19 protein-coding genes are annotated in these 16,165 nt (G+C 72.7%); 7 read left to right on the top strand and 12 right to left on the bottom strand.

The features are described from left to right. Positions 1 to 6 precede the first annotated feature (6 nt). Positions 7 to 561: a hypothetical protein gene (locus tag ACFWRV_RS32065; protein ID WP_384339429.1), complete on the bottom strand. Its 555-nt coding sequence runs from the start codon at positions 559 to 561 to the stop codon at positions 7 to 9. Between the two features lie 58 nt (positions 562 to 619). Continuing rightward, the gene (locus ACFWRV_RS32060) at positions 620 to 1,114 is read right to left on the bottom strand and encodes a DUF1269 domain-containing protein (RefSeq protein WP_384339428.1); all 495 of its coding nucleotides are present in this window, start codon (positions 1,112 to 1,114) and stop codon (positions 620 to 622) included. Between the two features lie 118 nt (positions 1,115 to 1,232). Here ACFWRV_RS32060 and ACFWRV_RS32055 point away from each other — a divergent pair, with 118 nt between their 5' ends. Then, a complete protein-coding gene (locus ACFWRV_RS32055) occupies positions 1,233 to 2,348 on the top strand; it encodes a chemotaxis protein (RefSeq protein ID WP_384339427.1) in 1,116 nt (371 codons plus the stop codon). 62 nt (positions 2,349 to 2,410) lie between these two features. Here ACFWRV_RS32055 and ACFWRV_RS32050 read toward each other — a convergent pair whose 3' ends face one another. From ACFWRV_RS32050 to ACFWRV_RS32020, 7 genes are all read right to left on the bottom strand, one after another. Next, positions 2,411 to 3,370, bottom strand: a complete 960-nt coding sequence (locus tag ACFWRV_RS32050; RefSeq protein ID WP_384339426.1) for a D-2-hydroxyacid dehydrogenase family protein — start codon at positions 3,368 to 3,370, stop codon at positions 2,411 to 2,413. Between the two features lie 93 nt (positions 3,371 to 3,463). Next, complete coding sequence (locus ACFWRV_RS32045) at positions 3,464 to 4,876, bottom strand: NADP-dependent succinic semialdehyde dehydrogenase (RefSeq protein ID WP_384339425.1); 1,413 nt, start codon at positions 4,874 to 4,876, stop codon at positions 3,464 to 3,466. 158 nt (positions 4,877 to 5,034) lie between these two features. Beyond that, on the bottom strand, positions 5,035 to 5,493 hold the full coding sequence (locus ACFWRV_RS32040; RefSeq protein WP_384339424.1) for an ATP-binding protein: 459 nt from the start codon (positions 5,491 to 5,493) through the stop codon (positions 5,035 to 5,037). A 182-nt stretch (positions 5,494 to 5,675) separates the two neighbouring features. Continuing rightward, entirely contained in the window at positions 5,676 to 7,775 is a 2,100-nt protein-coding gene (locus tag ACFWRV_RS32035) for a xanthine dehydrogenase family protein molybdopterin-binding subunit (protein WP_384339423.1), read from the bottom strand. Positions 7,776 to 8,041: 266 nt separating this feature from the next. Further along, on the bottom strand, positions 8,042 to 9,043 hold the full coding sequence (locus ACFWRV_RS32030; protein ID WP_384339422.1) for an FAD binding domain-containing protein: 1,002 nt from the start codon (positions 9,041 to 9,043) through the stop codon (positions 8,042 to 8,044). Beyond that, a complete protein-coding gene (locus ACFWRV_RS32025) occupies positions 9,040 to 9,603 on the bottom strand; it encodes a 2Fe-2S iron-sulfur cluster-binding protein (RefSeq protein WP_384339421.1) in 564 nt (187 codons plus the stop codon). Before ACFWRV_RS32025 ends, ACFWRV_RS32030 begins: the two co-directional genes overlap by 4 nt. A 109-nt stretch (positions 9,604 to 9,712) precedes the next feature. After that, complete coding sequence (locus ACFWRV_RS32020; RefSeq protein WP_384339420.1) at positions 9,713 to 10,102, bottom strand: hypothetical protein; 390 nt, start codon at positions 10,100 to 10,102, stop codon at positions 9,713 to 9,715. 230 nt (positions 10,103 to 10,332) lie between these two features. Here ACFWRV_RS32020 and ACFWRV_RS32015 point away from each other — a divergent pair, with 230 nt between their 5' ends. The 3 genes from ACFWRV_RS32015 (at position 10,333) to ACFWRV_RS32005 (ending at position 12,558) form a co-directional block, all read left to right on the top strand. Beyond that, a complete protein-coding gene (locus ACFWRV_RS32015) occupies positions 10,333 to 10,674 on the top strand; it encodes a DUF6479 family protein (RefSeq protein ID WP_384339419.1) in 342 nt (113 codons plus the stop codon). A 54-nt stretch (positions 10,675 to 10,728) separates the two neighbouring features. Then, positions 10,729 to 11,646, top strand: a complete 918-nt coding sequence (locus ACFWRV_RS32010; RefSeq protein WP_384339418.1) for a cation diffusion facilitator family transporter — start codon at positions 10,729 to 10,731, stop codon at positions 11,644 to 11,646. A gap of 99 nt (positions 11,647 to 11,745) precedes the next feature. Then, entirely contained in the window at positions 11,746 to 12,558 is an 813-nt protein-coding gene (locus tag ACFWRV_RS32005; RefSeq protein ID WP_384339417.1) for a VOC family protein, read from the top strand. 32 nt (positions 12,559 to 12,590) lie between these two features. On the opposite strand, the gene ACFWRV_RS32000 is transcribed toward ACFWRV_RS32005, so the two are convergent. After that, positions 12,591 to 13,094 (bottom strand): DUF6328 family protein, encoded by a 504-nt coding sequence (locus ACFWRV_RS32000; protein ID WP_384339416.1) that lies wholly within the window; start codon positions 13,092 to 13,094, stop codon positions 12,591 to 12,593. A gap of 228 nt (positions 13,095 to 13,322) precedes the next feature. Between ACFWRV_RS32000 and ACFWRV_RS31995 the strand changes: the two genes are divergently transcribed. Beyond that, complete coding sequence (locus ACFWRV_RS31995) at positions 13,323 to 13,703, top strand: VOC family protein (RefSeq protein ID WP_384339415.1); 381 nt, start codon at positions 13,323 to 13,325, stop codon at positions 13,701 to 13,703. 39 nt (positions 13,704 to 13,742) lie between these two features. On the opposite strand, the gene ACFWRV_RS31990 is transcribed toward ACFWRV_RS31995, so the two are convergent. Together ACFWRV_RS31990 and ACFWRV_RS31985 are read right to left on the bottom strand one after the other, a co-directional pair. Beyond that, positions 13,743 to 14,240 (bottom strand): GNAT family N-acetyltransferase, encoded by a 498-nt coding sequence (locus tag ACFWRV_RS31990; protein ID WP_384339414.1) that lies wholly within the window; start codon positions 14,238 to 14,240, stop codon positions 13,743 to 13,745. A gap of 32 nt (positions 14,241 to 14,272) precedes the next feature. Next, the gene (locus ACFWRV_RS31985) at positions 14,273 to 14,677 is read right to left on the bottom strand and encodes a DUF1992 domain-containing protein (RefSeq protein WP_384339413.1); all 405 of its coding nucleotides are present in this window, start codon (positions 14,675 to 14,677) and stop codon (positions 14,273 to 14,275) included. 219 nt (positions 14,678 to 14,896) lie between these two features. On the opposite strand from ACFWRV_RS31985, the gene ACFWRV_RS31980 reads away from it, so the two are divergent. Beyond that, positions 14,897 to 15,475, top strand: coding sequence for a hypothetical protein (locus ACFWRV_RS31980; protein ID WP_384339412.1), 579 nt, complete (start codon positions 14,897 to 14,899; stop codon positions 15,473 to 15,475). After that, entirely contained in the window at positions 15,472 to 16,116 is a 645-nt protein-coding gene (locus ACFWRV_RS31975) for a hypothetical protein (RefSeq protein WP_384339411.1), read from the top strand. The genes ACFWRV_RS31980 and ACFWRV_RS31975 overlap by 4 nt, the downstream gene beginning before the upstream one ends. Positions 16,117 to 16,165 lie beyond the last annotated feature (49 nt).

Here is a 16,165-nt window from a genome sequence, read left to right as displayed (position 1 = left end):
GCCCCCTCAGCCGCGCTCGGCCTGGGCGACCCGCGGGAAGGTCTTCACACCGGCGGCCTTGCGGCTGTTGGCCTGGACCTCGACCGTGCGGTCCGGCGGCGCGTCCTCGACGCCGACGACGACGGTGTCCAGCACCCTGTCCTCGGCGTCGAGGAACTCCACCTTGACGGCGTAGAACGCGGCCTCGTCCGTGGGGTTGGTGACCCGGACGAGGGCGCTGCGGACCTCTTCGGACGCGGTGAGCGGCAGTCCGTTGACCGAGACGTCGGCGACGGCGTTGCCCCGGCCCTCCAGCTCGTCGAGACGTCTTTGCGCCTCCTGCCGTACGCGTTCGGACTCGGCGGAGACCGAGGCCGCGAAGCTCTCCTGGGTGCGCGGGCTCGCGGACTCGGCCGGCGATTCCTCCGGCTCGGGCGTGAGGGTGTGGACACCCTGGTCGGTGCCTTCGCTGGTGGTGTCGGAGTCGCAGGCCGCCGTGGAGGCGAGCAGCAGGGCCGCGATCGCGACGGGGGCCAGGACGCGCGTGGCGCGGGCCCGGCAAGCGGGGAGGTTCGCTTTCACGGACGGTCCGTCCAATCCAAGAGGGGGGATCCGGGTGGGGAGAGGGGATGCGCGTGGGTCACGCCGTGTCGTCGCCGAAGATGTCGCGGAGTTTCGCCTCGCGCTCGGTGTCGAGATTGCTGTGGAGGAGTTCGGCGCCGTCGCCGGGCAGCTGAGCGCCGATCCGCTCGGGCACTTCGTTCATGGTCAGCAGGAACAGCGCCGAGGTTCCGGGTGTCACCTTCTCCTTGACCTCGGCGATGAAGTCGTCGTCGATGCCGACGTCCGCGAGCTTCCCCCCGAGCGCTCCGGCGGCCGCCCCGACGGCCGCGCCCAGCAGCGGCATGAGGAAGATCAGCCCGAAGAGCATGCCCCAGAACGTGCCGCTGAGGGCCCCGGCGCCGACGAGGTTGAGGAGCTGTTTCGTGCGCGGCTTGGCCCGGTCGGCGGGCCAGCTCACCACGGCCGCGTCGAGGATCTTGATCAGCCCTTCCTTCTGAAGGGATTTCAGCGCCTCCTCGACGCTCTCCGCGCCTTCGGCCGTCCGGAACTTCCACACCGTGAGCGTGGACATCGCGCACCCTCCCGCACTCCAGAGCAACAACTCGCTCATATTAGGATCAAACGGTATGAATTGACTCGTCGAAGCATCCGCTTCATACGGGAGCGGGTTCGAGTCCCGGGAGGGAACGATGGATACGGACGCCCTGACCGCCGACCTGTTGCGGGAGCTGCGGGCGACCCGGCCCTACCCGGCCCTGTCCCTGACGATGCCGACCCACCGCAAGGCCCCGGACAACGCCCAGGACCCGGTCCGGCTGCGGAACCTGGTGGCCGAGGCCGGGCACCGTCTCGAAGCCGACCCGCAGGTCAGCCGTGAGGTCGAGGCCGCTCTCCGGGCGCAGCTGGAGCGGGCGGCGGGCGAGGTGGACCCGCGCGGGGCGCTGGACTCCCTGGTGCTCCTGGTCACCACCGACCAGTACTGGATCTGGCAACTTCCGCGTACCGCACCCGAACGGGTGGTGCTCAGCGACACCTTCCTCACCCGCAACCTCGTCGCGGCCAAGGCCCAGACGCGGCCGTTCCGGGTGCTGACGATCGCCGCCGACCACGCCACCCTGTGGATCGGGACCGGCGACGGCATCCGGCCGGAGAAGACCGGCGGCTTCCCGCTGGCCGCGCCGAAGGAGCCGCCGAACCCGCAGCGCGAGGAGCGGATCGGGGACACCCCGAGCACCTTCTCCGACGAGGAGACCCGGAACTTCTTCCGTGACGTCGACGAGAAGCTGCGCACGGTGCTCGCCGACGATCCGCGTCCGCTGTACCTGCTGGGCCTGGCCCCGGCTCTCGCCCTGCTGGACGAGGTCGGCGAGAGCTCCCGGTCCGCGACCGGCCGGGTCACCAAGGGGGCGCCGGCCGACCTGCCGCCCGCCGAGGTCCTCAAGGAGTTGCGGCCCGCCCTGGAGGAAGGCGCGCACCAGGCGGTGGCGGAGGTCGACACCCGGCTCGACAACGCCCGCAGCGCCCACTCCTTCGCCGGCGGGCTCGACGAGGTGTGGGCCGCCGTCCGGGAGGGCCGGGCCGGTCTGGTCGCGGTGGAGGAGCACTTCCAGGCGACCGTGCGGGTGACCGACGAGCACCTTGAGCCGGTACCCGAGGGGACCGCGCAGAGTGCGGACGGCACGGTCCGCGAGGACATCGTCGACGAACTGGTCGAAGCCGCGCTGGACAGCGGCGCCGACGTGGTCTTCGTCGAGGACGAGTCGCTGACGGACCACGGCGGGGTGGCGGCGGCACTGCGCTACTGACCGCGTTCCCGCACGAGGCCGGCCCCCGCAGGAGACCGGACCCGCACAGGGCCGCTCCGCCGTCAGCCCAGGCGGCGGAGCGGCTGACCGTCGAGGAACGCCCTGATGTTCTCCACGGCCTGGCCGTAGTACGTCTCGTAGTTGGCGCGCGACACGTACCCCAGGTGCGGGGTGGCCAGCAGGCGCGGGGCGGTGCGCACCGGGTCGTCGGCCGGGAGCGGCTCGACGTCGAACACGTCGGTCGCGGCCCCGGCGATCACCCCGTCGCGCAGGGCGGCGAGCAGGGCGTCCGTGTCGACGATGGCCGCCCGGGAGGTGTTGACGAGGTACGCGGTCGGGCGCATCCGGGCGAGTTCGGCCGTGCCGATCAGCCCCCGGGTCCGCTCGCCGAGCGCAAGGTGGACGGAGACGAAGTCGCTCGCGGCCAGCAGCCCGGCCATGGAGGGGGCAAGCCTCGCCCCGACCTCGTCGGCGCGTTCCTTCGTGAGGTTCTGGCTCCAGGCCACCACGTCCATGCCGAAGGCCAGGCCCACCCGGGCCACCCGGCCGCCGATCTTCCCGAGCCCCAGCAGACCGAGCGTCCGCCCGTGCAGATCGGCCCCGAGGGTGGACTGCCAGGGCCCGCCCGTGCGCAGGGCCCCGGCCTCCGGGACGATCCCGCGCGCGAGTCCCAGCAGCAGCGCCCAGGTGAGCTCGACGGGCGGGGTGGAGGAGCTGGCGGTGCCGCAGACGACGACGCCGTGACGCTGCGCCGCGTCGAAGTCGATGGCGGAGTTGCGCATGCCGGAGGCGACCAGGAGCCGCAGCCGGGGCAGCCGGGCGAACAGCTCCGCCGGGAAGGGCACCCGCTCGCGCAGGGTGACCACGATGTCGAAGTCGGCGAGGGCGGCGGCCGTTTCGTCCGCGGTGGCGAGGTGATCGGTGAACGTCACGACCTCGACGTCGTCGGTGACGGGTGACCAGTCGACGACGGTGGTGGCCACGGACTGGAAGTCCTCGATCACGGCGCAGCGCAGCTTCATGGCAGCCTCTCTCCGGCCCGGCAGGTCGCCGCCCATGATCGCGCATCGCCCCGCCGGGCCGTACGGGGCCCGGCGCGCGAGTGGTGGCGGGAGTCAGGAGGCCTCGGGTCCGTACCAGAGCGTGGTGGCGTTGCAGAACTCGCGGATTCCGTGTCCGGCCAGCTCACGGCCGTAACCGGAGCGCTTGATCCCGCCGAAGGGCAGGGCCGGGTGCGAGGCGGTCATCCCGTTGAAGAAGACCCCGCCGGCCTCCAGGTCGCGGGCGCAGCGTTCCTGTTCGCCCGGGTCGCGGGTCCAGACGTTGGAACTCAGGCCGAAGGGGGTGTCGTTGGCCAGGTGGATGGCCTCGTCGAGGTCGGCGACGCGGTAGAGGGTGGCGACCGGGCCGAAGGTCTCCTCGCGGTGGACGCGCATGGCGGTGGTGATGCCGGCGAGCACGGTGGGCTCGTAGAACCAGCCGTTCTCCAGGCCGCCGCCGAGCTTGTCGGGGCGGCGTCCGCCGCACAGCGCCTCGGCCCCTCGTTCGACGGCGTCGTCGACGAGTTCCTCCAGGTCGGTGCGGCCCTGTTCGGTGGAGAGGGGGCCGATGTCGGTGGCGTCCTCCAGCGGGTCGCCGACGGTCAGGGCACGCATGCCCGCGATGAAGCGCTCGGCGAACGCGTCGTACACGTCGGCGTGGACGATGAAGCGCTTGGCGGCGATGCAGGACTGGCCGTTGTTCTGGACGCGTGCGGTGACCGCGGTGGCTGCGGCCTTCTCCACGTCCGCCGAGGGCAGCACGAGATAGGGGTCGCTGCCGCCGAGTTCCAGAACGGTCTTCTTGACCTCGTCGCCGGCGGTGGCGGCGACGGAGCGGCCGGCCGGTTCGCTGCCGGTGAGCGTGGCGGCGACGACGCGCGGGTCGCGCAGGACGGCCTCGACGGCGCCCGAGCCGATCAGCAGCGTACGGAAGCAGCCCGCCGGGAATCCCGCCCGGTGGAAGAGGTCCTCCAGGTAGAGGGCGGTCTGCGGGACGTTCGAGGCGTGCTTGAGGAGCCCGACGTTGCCCGCCATCAGCGCGGGGGCGGCGAAGCGCACCACCTGCCAGAGCGGGAAGTTCCACGGCATCACGGCGAGGACCACGCCGAGCGGACGGTAGCGGACCAGCGCGCGGGAGGCGCCGGAGTCCTTCACGTCGGCGGGGTCGGGGTGTTCGTCGGCGAGCAGGCCCTCGGCACGGCCGGCGTACCAGCGCATCGCCTTCGCGCACTTGGCCGCCTCCGCGCGGGCCGCCGTGATCGGCTTCCCCATCTCGACGGTCATCGTGCGGGCGATGGTGTCCCGGTCCTCGTCGAGGAGGTCGGCGGCCCGGTTCAGCCAGGCCGCCCGCTGTTCGAAGGGCGTCGTGCGGTACTGGCGGAAGGTCTCCGCGGCGGCGGCGATCCTGCGTTCGGTCTCGTCCTCGCCCAGGGCGTCGAAGGACCTGATCAGTTCGCCGTTCGCGGGGTTGACCGTCGCGATGGGCATGGCAGTGGCCTCCTTGCATCGGTACTTCGACCGTGCCGCGCCGCACCGGTCCGCGCAACGCGGCCCTCTCCCCCGGCACGTACCCGGCCGACGCGGATCATGCGTGCCGGAGGGCACGTTCCGCGTCGGCCGGGGTCACGGGCCGCCCCTCCGGGCGGTTACACGAGCGCCGCGAGGGGGGTGCGGCGGGCGGTGCGGACGCCGGGCAGCGGAGCGTGCGGGAGCAGTCCCGCGAGCTGCGGCGCCTCGGCGTAGCGGGTGAACCAGACCACTTTGCCGTCCGTGGTCCGGCAGGTGCCCCAGCTGTCGCTCAGGGCCATGACCCGGCTCAGCCCGCCGCCGACCGGCAGCAGGCGGGGCATCCGGGCACTGTTGTCCGCGACGGACACCGTCACGTGCCGTCCGGTCCAGCGGAGTTCGAGGACGCAGGTGTTGCCGCCGCCGACATGCCGGTGGACGTTGGTCAGGAGTTCGTCCAGGGCCCGGCACACCGGCCGGACGTGCAGGTCGAGACTCCAGTGACGAAGGTGTGCGGCGACGATCCGCCGCACCTGGGAAACGCGCTCTGCCGACACCTGCAGTTCGACCGAGTAGTGCCGGTCGAGTGGAACGGTCATCGTCGAGGCTCCTCACCACGAGGCCCACGTGCTTCACCCCGTCGTACTTCACCCCGTCGTACGAACGACCCCCGAACACGAAGCGTGAGCACTGATCACTTCTGGGTCACTCATCAGAGTGAGGCCGGTACGCCGGACGCGCAACAGCTGGGCCGTCCGTGCTGGTGGGGGCGGTATGCCGGTCACAGCAGATAGGGCAGCAGGGTGTCCGGGGTGAGGGGCAGTTCGCGCAGCCGGGCGCCGGTGGCGTGGCGGACCGCGTTGCCGATGGCGGCGGCGGTGCCGACGATCCCGATCTCGCCGATGCCCTTGCTGCCCATGGGGTTGAGGTGGCGGTCGTCCTCCTCGATCCAGTGGGCCTGGATGTCGGCGGTGTCGGCGCAGACGGGCACGTGGTAGGCCGCGAGGTCCTTGGCGGTGAAGTCGCCGTGGACCGGGTCGATGCCGCAGCCCTCGGTGAGGGCCATGCCGATGCCCATCACCATGCCGCCGGTGAACTGGGAGCGGGCGGTACGCGCGTTGAGGATCCGCCCGGCGGCGTACACGCCGAGGAGGCGGCGTACGCGCACCTCGCCGGTGACGGCGTCGACGGCCGTCTCGGCGAAGTGGGCGCCGAAGGCGTGGCGGGCGTACGGGGACTGCTCGCCGGTCTCCTGCTCGGTGTCGGCGGTGGCGGTGATCCCGGCGGCGGGGAGCGGGCCGGAGTGCTCGGCGAGGCGGGCGGCGAGATCGGCGGCGGCCTTGTGCACCGACCAGCCCCAGGAGGCGGTGCCGGAGGAGCCGCCGGCCAGCGGGGCGGTGGGCAGGTCGGTGGAGCCGATGTCGACGTGTACGGCCCCGGGGTCGACGCCGAGCGCGTCGGCGGCGATCTGGGCCAGCACGGTGCGGGCCCCGGTGCCGATGTCGGTGGCGTTGACCTGGACGCGCAGGGAGCCGTCCGGCGCGGCGTGGGCGCTCGCGGTGGACCGGGCGACGAGGACGGGGTACGTCGCGGAGGCCACGCCCGTACCGATGAGCCAGCGGCCCTCCTGGCGGGCGGCGGGGCGGGGGTCGCGGTCGTGCCAGCCGAACCGTGCCGCGCCGTCGCGCAGGCAGGCGGCCAGGCCACGGCTGCTGAAGGGGAGGCCGCTGTCCGGCTCGGTCTCCGGTTCGTTGCGCAGCCGCAGCTCCACGGGGTCCAGGCCGAGAGCGGAGGCGAGTTCGTCCATGGCGGACTCCAGGGCGTACATCCCCGAGGCCTCCCCCGGGGCGCGCATCCAGGAGGGGCTGGGGACGTCGAGGGCGACCACCCGGTGCCCGGTGCGGCTGTTCGGCGAGGCGTACATGACGCGGGCGGGCACGGCGGCCTGCTCGACGAACTCCTTCACGGTGGAGGTCTGGGTGACGACCTCCTGGCTGACGGCGGTGAGCACGCCGTCGAGGTCCGCGCCGAGCCGGACCCGCTGGATCGTGGGGGCCCGGTGCCCCACGACCTCCGCCAGCTGGGCCCGGGGGAAGACCAGCTTCACCGGGCGGCCGGTGTGCCGGGCGGCCATCGCGGCCAAGAGCCCCTGGGGGCGGGTGGTGCCCTTGGAGCCGAAGCCGCCGCCGACGTGTTCGGAGACCACGGTGATCCGGTCCGGGTCCAGGCCGAGCGCCTGGGCCAGGCTCTCGCGGACCTTGGTGGAGCCCTGGCTGGAGTCATGGACGGTGAGATGTCCGTCGGACCACACGGCGGTGGCGGCGTGCGGCTCCATGGGGTGGTTGTGCAGTGCGTCCATCCGGTACGTGGCGTCGATCTGGACGCGCGAGGCGGCGAGGGCGCGTTCCACGTCGCCGCGCACCCGGACGGCGGGGAAGCCGCCGTTGGCCTCCTCGGGCGTGTAGAGGCCGGGGTGGTCCTCGGTGAGGGTCACGTCGTGCGCAGCGCGTTCGTACTCGACATGCAGCTCCCCGGCTCCGGTCCTGGCGGCCTCCAGGGACTCCGCGATCACGAGGGCGATCGGCCAGCCGTGGTGCGGGACGCGGTCGTCCTGGAGCACGGCCAGGATCGGGTCGTCGGGCTCCAGGAGCCGGGGCGCGTTGTCGTGGGTGAGGACGGAGTGGACGCCGGGAACGGCGAGGGCGTCGACGGCCCGTACGGCGGTGACGCGTCCGGCCGCGACGGTCGCCGGGACGGTCCACGCGTACAGGCAGCCGGCGGGGGTGCGGTCGGCCGCGTAGCGGGCGGTGCCGGTGACCTTGTCCCGGGCCTCTCTGCGGACGACGGGCGCACCGGGGAACTGCGGGGCTTGCGTGGTCATGGCGGGGGTCCTCGGGGATCGGGGGGGCGGGCGCGGGAGGAACGGGCGGGGGCGGGGGTCGGCGGTCGGGCGTCCCCGGTGGGTTCAGTCGGTCCGAACGGCAGTCGGTTGGGACGGTTCATTGGTTCATTCGGTTCGGACGGGATCGGTCGGTCCGGGCCGGCTCGCCGGTCACGGCGGGTGGCCGGTCACGGCGGGTGCCCGATCCCGGCGGTTGGCCGGTCACGGCGGTTGGCCAGTCACGGCGGTTGGCCGGTCCCGGTCGCTCAACCGGCCCGGGTCGGCTGTCGCTCGGTGAGTTCGCCTAGTACGTCGAGGGCGAGCCGGTGGGCGAGGTCCACCTTGAACGCGTTGTCGCGCAGCGGCCGCGCCTCGGCCAGTTCGGCGATCAGGGCGTGCTGGAAGGCGGCGGGCGTGGCGGGTGCGCCGCGGAGTTCGGCCTCGGCCCGGCGGGCCCGCCACGGCCGGTGGGCGACGCCGCCGAACGCGAGCGTGGCGTGCTCCACGCGCCCGGCGTCCACCCGGAGCGTGGCGGCGACGGAGACCAGCGCGAAGGCGAAACTGGCGCGGTCGCGGGCCTTGCGGTAGCGGGAGGCCGCCCCGGGCGTCGGCGGCGGGAGCACCACCTCGGTGATCAGCTCGCCGGGCCGGATCACGGTGTCCTGGTCGGGGTTCTCCCCCGGCAGCCGGTGGAATTCGGTGAGGGGCACGGCCCGTTCGCCCTCCGGCCCGACGAGCACCACGGTCGCGTCCAGCGCGGCGAGGGCCACGGCCATGTCGGACGGGTTGGTGGCCACGCACTCCGGTGAGTGCCCGAGGATCGCGAGGTCCCGGTTGGTCCCTTCGAGCGCGGGACAGCCGGAACCGGGGAGCCGCTTGTTGCACGGCTTGGAGACATCCTGGAAGTAGCGGCACCGGGTGCGCTGGAGCAGATTGCCGCCGGTGGTGGCGGAGTTGCGGAGCTGTCCGGAGGCCCCGGCCAGCAACGCCTGGGACAGCGCCGGGTAGTCCCGGGTCACGTCGGGGTGGGCGGCGAGGTCGCTGTTGCGCACGGTGGCGCCGACGCTCAAGCCGCCTTCGGCCGTCCGGGTCACCCGGTCCAGGGGGAGTCCGGAGACGTCGACGAGGACCCGGGGCGTCTCCACGCCGAGCTTCATCAGGTCCACGAGGTTGGTGCCGCCGCCCAGGAAGCGGGCGCCGGGGCCGGCCGCGCAGAGCTGGACGGCCTCGTCGGTGGTGGCGGGGCGCACATAGCCGAAGGGTTTCACTCGATCACGTCCTCGATGGCTTCGACGATCCGGGGGTAGGCCCCGCACCGGCAGAGATTGCCGCTCATACGTTCCCGGATCTCGTCGGCCTCGAGGGCGACCGGTCCGGTGGCGGCTGCCTCCGGCCCGGTGACGTGCGAGGGGTGGCCGTCGCCGGCCTCCTGGAGCATGCCCACGGCCGAGCAGATCTGGCCCGGGGTGCAGAAGCCGCACTGCAGGGCGTCCCGCTCGACGAACGCCCGCTGGAGCGGGTGCAGGCTCTCGCCTTCGGCGAGTCCTTCCACGGTGGTGATCGTCGCGCCGTCCTGGGCGACGGCGAGCAGCAGGCAGCTGTTGACCCGCCGTCCGTCGACGAGGACCGTGCAGGCCCCGCACTGGCCGTGGTCGCAGCCCTTCTTGGCCCCGGTGAGGCCGAAGCTTTCCCGAAGCGTCTCCAGGACCGTGGCGCGGTGGTCGACGGTCAGCGTCGTCTCCTCGCCGTTGACGAACAGGGTCACGGTGGAGTGTTCGTCGACGACCGGTTCCGGTTCGAGGTCCGCTCCGAGAGCGAGGGAGTCCATGCGCGCGCCTTTCGCTTCGCCGCGGGGCGGTCACCCCGGTCGTGTTCGGGATCCGGCGGTCACGGACCCGCGTCGTTCCGTTCCGGACCGGCGTGTGACGGCCGGGCCGTCAGCGGCTCTGCAGCCGCAGCCGGACCTCCTGCTCCTGGTCCCCGGCGGCCGTGCCGACAACGCTCACCGCGAAGGCCCCGGTGAGATGGGTACGCAGCCGGTCGACGGCCCAGTAGCCGCCCTGGGCGTCCACCGTGACCGGAGCGGTGAGGCGGGCGGGGGTGGCGTCGGCCCTCGGTTCGGTCACGTCGACGGTGGTGACCCACACGGTCGGACGGGGGCCGGAGGCCTGCTCGGGGGTCTCGCCCATCGGGTGGTCGGAGGCGAAGGCGGTGGCGAGCACGTCGAACACGGTCCGGGCGTCCTCGGTGTCGCAGCGGCTGAGCGAGACCACCACCTCCCGGCCCGCCGGGTGATCCTCGCCGCTCTGCTCGGGGGTGCTGTTCACCGTGGTTCCTTCCGCTGGGGTGCCGGCCTCGGGGACCCACTCCAGGCTGACCCGGTATCCGGCCGACGGCGACACGGGAATGCGCCCGGCAGAGGTCTGGAGCGGCTGAGGCCGGGCAGGAGGGGTGTCCTGACTCCTGGCCCTGAAACGCGTTTCCCCTGAGATACCCATAAAACATGAATTGCTGTGAATAGCTGACTGATGCCCTTCTCCCGGGGTATGCCGATGACATGGATGTTCTGAATACAGTCAATGCGGTCGAGGCGCCCGCCGAGGTCCCGCTCGCGGACGGCACGGGGGCCCTCGGGATCATGCTGCCGATCGTGGCGCTGGCCCTCGTCGCCCTGCTCATCGGCGGCTTCATCCTCAGCAAACGCAAGCACGACGCCGAGCCGCCGCCGCCCCAGCCCCACGAGCAGCCCAGGAAGCCGGAAGGGCGCACCCACATCGACCAGCACGACCCCCACGCGTCCGACCGGTTCCCCGAGGACGGCCACGCCCTGTCGCCGTACGAGCTGAAGGACCACGGCAACCACCCGATGCCGCCCGACGAGGAACAGCCTCGCCGCTGACCCGCCCGTCCCCCGGGGGGCGTCGCGCCGGCCCCCTCTGTTCAGGAGGTTGTGATGGCCGGCTCGGCGGCCGACCGACGTACCCGTCTCACGGTCCTGATCGCGCTCGCGGCCAATCTCGTGATCGCCGCGGCCAAGACCGTGGGCGGACTGGCCTCCGGCTCCCCCGCCCTGTTCTCGGAGGCCGCCCACTCGGTCGCCGACAGCCTGAACGAGGTCTTCCTCCTCGCCGCGCTGCGGCGCAGCCGCCGCCCCGCCGACGCCCGCCATCCGTTCGGATACGGCAAGGAGCGCTTCTTCTGGGCGCTGATCGCCGCGGTCGGGATCTTCGTCATGGGCGGTTGTTTCTCGTTCTACCAGGGCCTCTCCGCCCTCCGCCGGGACGATCATGACGAGTCCCCCGAGGGCTACACCGCGGGACTGATCGTCCTCGGCGTCGCCTTCGTCGCGGAGGCCACCTCCCTCACCCGGGCCCTGCATCAGGCGCGCGGCGAGAAGCGCGGGGCCCTGGACCCGGCGCTGCGCACCGTCATCGCGGAGGACAGCACGGCGGTGCTCGGTGTGACCCTGGCGATGGCGGGCATGTCCCTGCGTCTCGCCACCGGAAGTGTGGTGTGGGAGGCCGCGGCCTCGCTGGGGATCGGGCTGCTGCTCGTCTACGTGGCCTTCCGGCTCGGACGGGACGCCCGCGACCAGCTGATCGGCGAGGCCGTCGATCCGGAGCTGCGACGCGATCTGGTGGGCTTCCTGATGCGCCAGAGCGAGATCGACAACGTCGCCGAGCTCCTCACGATGCGCCTCGGCATGGACTCGGTCCTGGTGGCCGCCCGGATCGACCTCGCTCCCGGCATCGACAGCGAGCGGATCGAGGAGGTCTCGATGCGCATCAGGGAGGCGATGGCCGTCCGGTGGCCGCAGGCCGACCAGGTCTTCCTCGACATCACGAACGCTCCGCCGCGCGCCGGGCTGTGACCCCGGGCCCGCGTTGCGGGACCGGGCGGGCCGGTCAAGGCTGGTTGCTGGACCGCAGCGGCCGGGCAGGACGCCGCTCCCCGACGAAGGCAGTGGACCATGACCGGAAGCGATCCCCGTACGGCCTCCTCGGCAGCGCCCCTGACGGGGCCGGCCGCACCGTGCTGGGTCACCCTCATGACGCGGGACCTGGAGACCTCCGAACGGTTCTACGCCCAGGTCCTCGGCTGGTCGTTCCGCCCCGGGCGGCTCGGGGCGGACTTCTCGGTGGCCTACCGCGGTGAGATCCCGGTGGCCGGCGTGTTCGCCGTCTCGTCGGCGTTCCAGGTCGCGGTGGCCTGGACGCCGTACTTCGCGGTGGAGGACGCGAACGTGGCCGCCGCCCGGATCCGCGAGCGCAGCGGGACCGTGGCGGTGGGGCCGCTGACGCTCGGCAAGGGGCGCGGGGTGCTGGCCTCGGACCGGGACGGGGCGTCCTTCGGCCTCTGGGAGCGCACGGAGCCCTCCACCTCGCCGCCGGCCCCGGCCGATCACGCGCACGCCTGGCTGCGGCTGCGGACCCGGAACGCCTTCGACGCGGCGATCTTCTACGGCGAGGTACTCGACTGGGCGAGCGGGCGGCCGGGTTGCTGCGATGTCGCCTACGAGGGCGAGGAGGTCATCGTGCGGTGCGACGGGCATCCGCTGGCCCGGATCAGCTCCGGGGCCGTGGAGGCCGCGGTCGACCCCATGGTGCGCCCGCACTGGCAGGTCCAGTTCCCGGTGACCGACCTCGCGGCGACGGTCTCCGCGGCCGGACGGTACGGCGGCGCCCTCGTCGAGGAGCGCACCGGCTTCGGGGGCACCGAAGTCACGCTGCGGGATCCGGACGGCGCCCTGTTCGCCGTGACCGATCTGCGCAGCCCTGCCTGAGCGGCGCCGCGGCCCCTCTGCCCCACCGGCCCCTAGGGCGTGTCGCTCTCGCGCGGGCCGGAGCGTCCCTTGGCGATGGCCCACAGCGGGAAGCCGAACCAGCAGGCCAGGAACCACAGGGCCATGGCGCCGACCAGCCAGAGGGCGACCTGGTTGTGCAGCGCCACGCGCATGATCAGCAGCAGGGTCGAGCACATCGTGCAGAAGAGGAGCACCAGGCCGAGAACGGTCATCCGCGAGGCCCAGATCACCGTCTGGGGCTTCATCCGGCGGCCGGTGAGGAGCCGGTGGTACGAGACGGGGCCGATGAGCGTCGCGGCGGTCGCGGCGCCCAGCATCACGGTCACTACGTAGATGTTCCGGTCGACGTGCGCCAGGTCCTCGAACCGTGACTGGAAGACCACCGCGAGCAGGAAGCCGAAGAGGATCTGTACCCCGGTCTGCGCGACGCGCAGTTCCTGGAGCAGTTCGGACCACTGCCGGTCCGCCCGCTCCTCCTGGGTCTCCTCGCGGCCTCTGTCATGGGTCTCCGACATCGATGCTCTCCTCATCTCGTTGCGACCGGGAGCACTGACACACCCGTTCGATCCGGGACTACAGATGCCCCGGCGGGACGGGGCCAACCCTGCGGAATCCGGGCCGCGCCGTCCCGCTCGACCGGGACGTACCGCGGGTCTAAGATCGCCGCAGGGCATCGCGCGTCGGTCACCGGCCGGGTGAGGCGTGGAGGTAACCCGTGAGATGCCCGTTGGAGGCATTCCACCGTGTCAGTCGAGTTGAACCACACCATCGTCCACTGCGAGGACAACCGCGAGTCCGCCGAATTCTTCGCGGATCTGCTGGGCCTGACGGTCGGCGAGGAGTGGGGACCGTTCATTCCGGTCTCTCTCGCGAACAGCGTCACGCTGGATTTCGCGACGATTCCTGCCGCTTCGATCACCTCGCAGCACTACGCCTTCCTCGTTTCGGAGGCGGAGTTCGACGCCGCGTTCGCGAAGATCCAGGCGCGGGGAATCGAGTTCTTCGCCGATCCCCAGCGCAAGCTGCCGGGCGAGATCAACCACAACGACGGCGGACGGGGCGTGTATTTCCCCGATCCGGGTGGGCATTGGCTGGAGCTGATCACTCGCCCGTACGGCGGCTGACCGGCGCCGGGAACGTCCTGGCCTGAGCCGGGGCCCGGCTCAGCCGATGCGGAGCACGAGTTCGGGCCGGTCCCACATCACCGCCGGCGGGTCGGCCCGGACCGTGCCGACGGGTTCGGCGCCGATGCTCCGGTAGAAGCCCTCGGCGGGCGGATGGGAGACGATCCGGACGCCCGTGAGCCCGGCGCTCCGGGCCTCCTCACGCAGATGCGCGGCGAGCAGCCGGCCGATGCCGAGCCCCTGGGCGGAGTCGGCGACGAACATCAGGTCCAGTTCGGGCGGGTCGAGGAGCAGCGCGTAGAAGCCGAGCACCTGGCCCGTGACGGCGTCCGCCGCGACGAAGACCCGGTGCGCCCCGATGTAGTCGGGTCCGATCCGGTAGCCCTCGACCATCGGGGCGTACGGGCCCTCGTAGGCGCGTGATGTACGGACCAGCCGGGTCAGCCGGGCGGCGTCGCCCGCCTCGGCCCGGCGGACCGTCACGTCGGCACGCCGTGGGGCGCGCGCGCCTCGTCGTCCTGCCCTGCCCGGTCCCATACGGCGAGTATGGGGCACCGTGGCGGCGGGTTTCAGGCCGGGCGGCGGTCCTCGCGCCAGTCGCGGACGGTTCCCTCGACGTCGAAGGGCTTCAGCTGCAGCGGCGGGCCCTCGGGAGGCATGCGGATCGCCCGCTCGATCTTCTCGTTCACCTCGGTCAGGATGCGCCGCACCTCGGCCTCGGTGCGGGCCGCGGCCACCGCGGCGGGTACGTCTTCCGCCTCTTTGCGCAGGGCCAGTGCGGGCGGCAGCATCGACACGCCCTCCCGCTGCATCTTCTGCTTGATCCACCAGGCTTCGTCGTACGGGTTCTCCAGACCGGCGATCGGTTTGCCGAAGCCGGGGAGCCGGGAGAAGTCACCGCGCTCCGCCGCCTCGTTGATCTGCCGGTCGACCCAGGACTCGAAGCTGACTCCCGGTGGTTTGCGCTCCGTCATCGCGTGTCCCTCCGACCTGCCGTCGATCCGGCTCTTTCACCCTACACAGGACGTCGCGCGGAGCCTTCCGTGACGGACGGCTGCCTTGAACGGGGATCCGGGGGTACACGAAGTTCTGCGCGCCGTCCGGCGATTGACGCCGGGCCCGGACCGAGAGGGGTTGACCACTGTGCGACAGCAGAGCTACGGACCGGCCGATGAACGTGGGGGGCGGTAGCCGTGACGACAGCGATCATCATCATCGCCGTGGTCGCCGTGGCGGCCATCGCAGCGTTCTTCCTGCTGCGCGGACGTCTCGCCGGAGGCCGGGGTCTGCGCAGCCGCTTCGGACCGGAGTACGACCGGGTGGTCGCCCGGCACGGCGGCGACACCGAGGCGGCCGAGCGGGAACTCGGCGATCGGGTGAAGCGGCACGGCCACCTCGACGAGCGCCCGCTGACCGAGGAGGCACGCGCGCGTTATGCCGCCCGTTGGGCGAGCGCGCAGGAACTGTTCGTCGAGTCGCCGGAGCGGGCGCTCGCCGAGGCCGACGCGCTGCTGGCCGATCTGTCGCGCGAACGCGGCTTCCCGGACGGCGAGAACTTCGAGGACCGCACGGACGCGCTCTCCGTCCATCACGCCGCGCACGTCGACGGCTATCGCCGGGTGCACACCTCGCGCCACGGGGACGCAGGCACCGAGGAGAGGCGCGAGGCCCTCATCGAGGGTCGCAAGCTCTTCGACGCCCTCCTCGCGGACGGCCCGTCGGGGCGTGAGCACGGCAACCGGAATCTGGTGAAGGGACGCGGTACATCATGACGCGCACACCGAACGACAGGACGAACCCGCCCGGCGGCACCGGGCTTCCGAAGGGCGCCGGTCCCATAGACACGGGTACGCCCGTCAGGCGCCCGGGCACACACGACCCGGCCACCAGGACGGTCACGGGCAAGGAGACGGAGCCGGTCGGGCAGCCCGCGACGGCACCGGGGACGCCCGTCGGGCAGCCCGCGGAGACGTCGGGGGCCGCGGTCGGACAGCCCGCGGAGGAGGCCCCCGGGACCCTTCCCGGCCCCACGGCCCCCGACGCGGCCGCGGAGCCCCGTACCTCCCCCGGCCGTAAGACGCCCGAAGCCGGCCCGGCCGCCGCACGCGGCCCGGCCGAGGACGGCCCGCCCCTGGGGAAGCCGCTGTTCGCCCCCGCGGAACAGGAGGCCTTCACCGTACGGATCCAGCAGGCGGTGACCGGGTTCGTGGAGGACCCGCACCGGGCGGTCCGGGACGCCGACGCCACGTTCGAGGAGGTCGTCGCGGACCTCGGAGCCGCCCTGGCGGAACGCGGGCGGCTCCTGCGGGCCGGGAAGGACGAGGGCGGCCCGGTCTCCGGGGCGGAGACGGAGGATCTGCGGATCGCCCTCCAGCACTACCGCGATCTGACGGAGCGCCTCGTACGCCTGTAGCCGGTCTCCCGCCCGGCACACGAAGGGGCCGGTCCGGCCGGGATCTTCC

The organism is Streptomyces sp. NPDC058576, assembly GCF_042718715.1.
In the GTDB taxonomy this organism is placed as follows: domain Bacteria; phylum Actinomycetota; class Actinomycetes; order Streptomycetales; family Streptomycetaceae; genus Streptomyces.
This window is presented reverse-complemented; position numbering and strand designations above follow the sequence as displayed.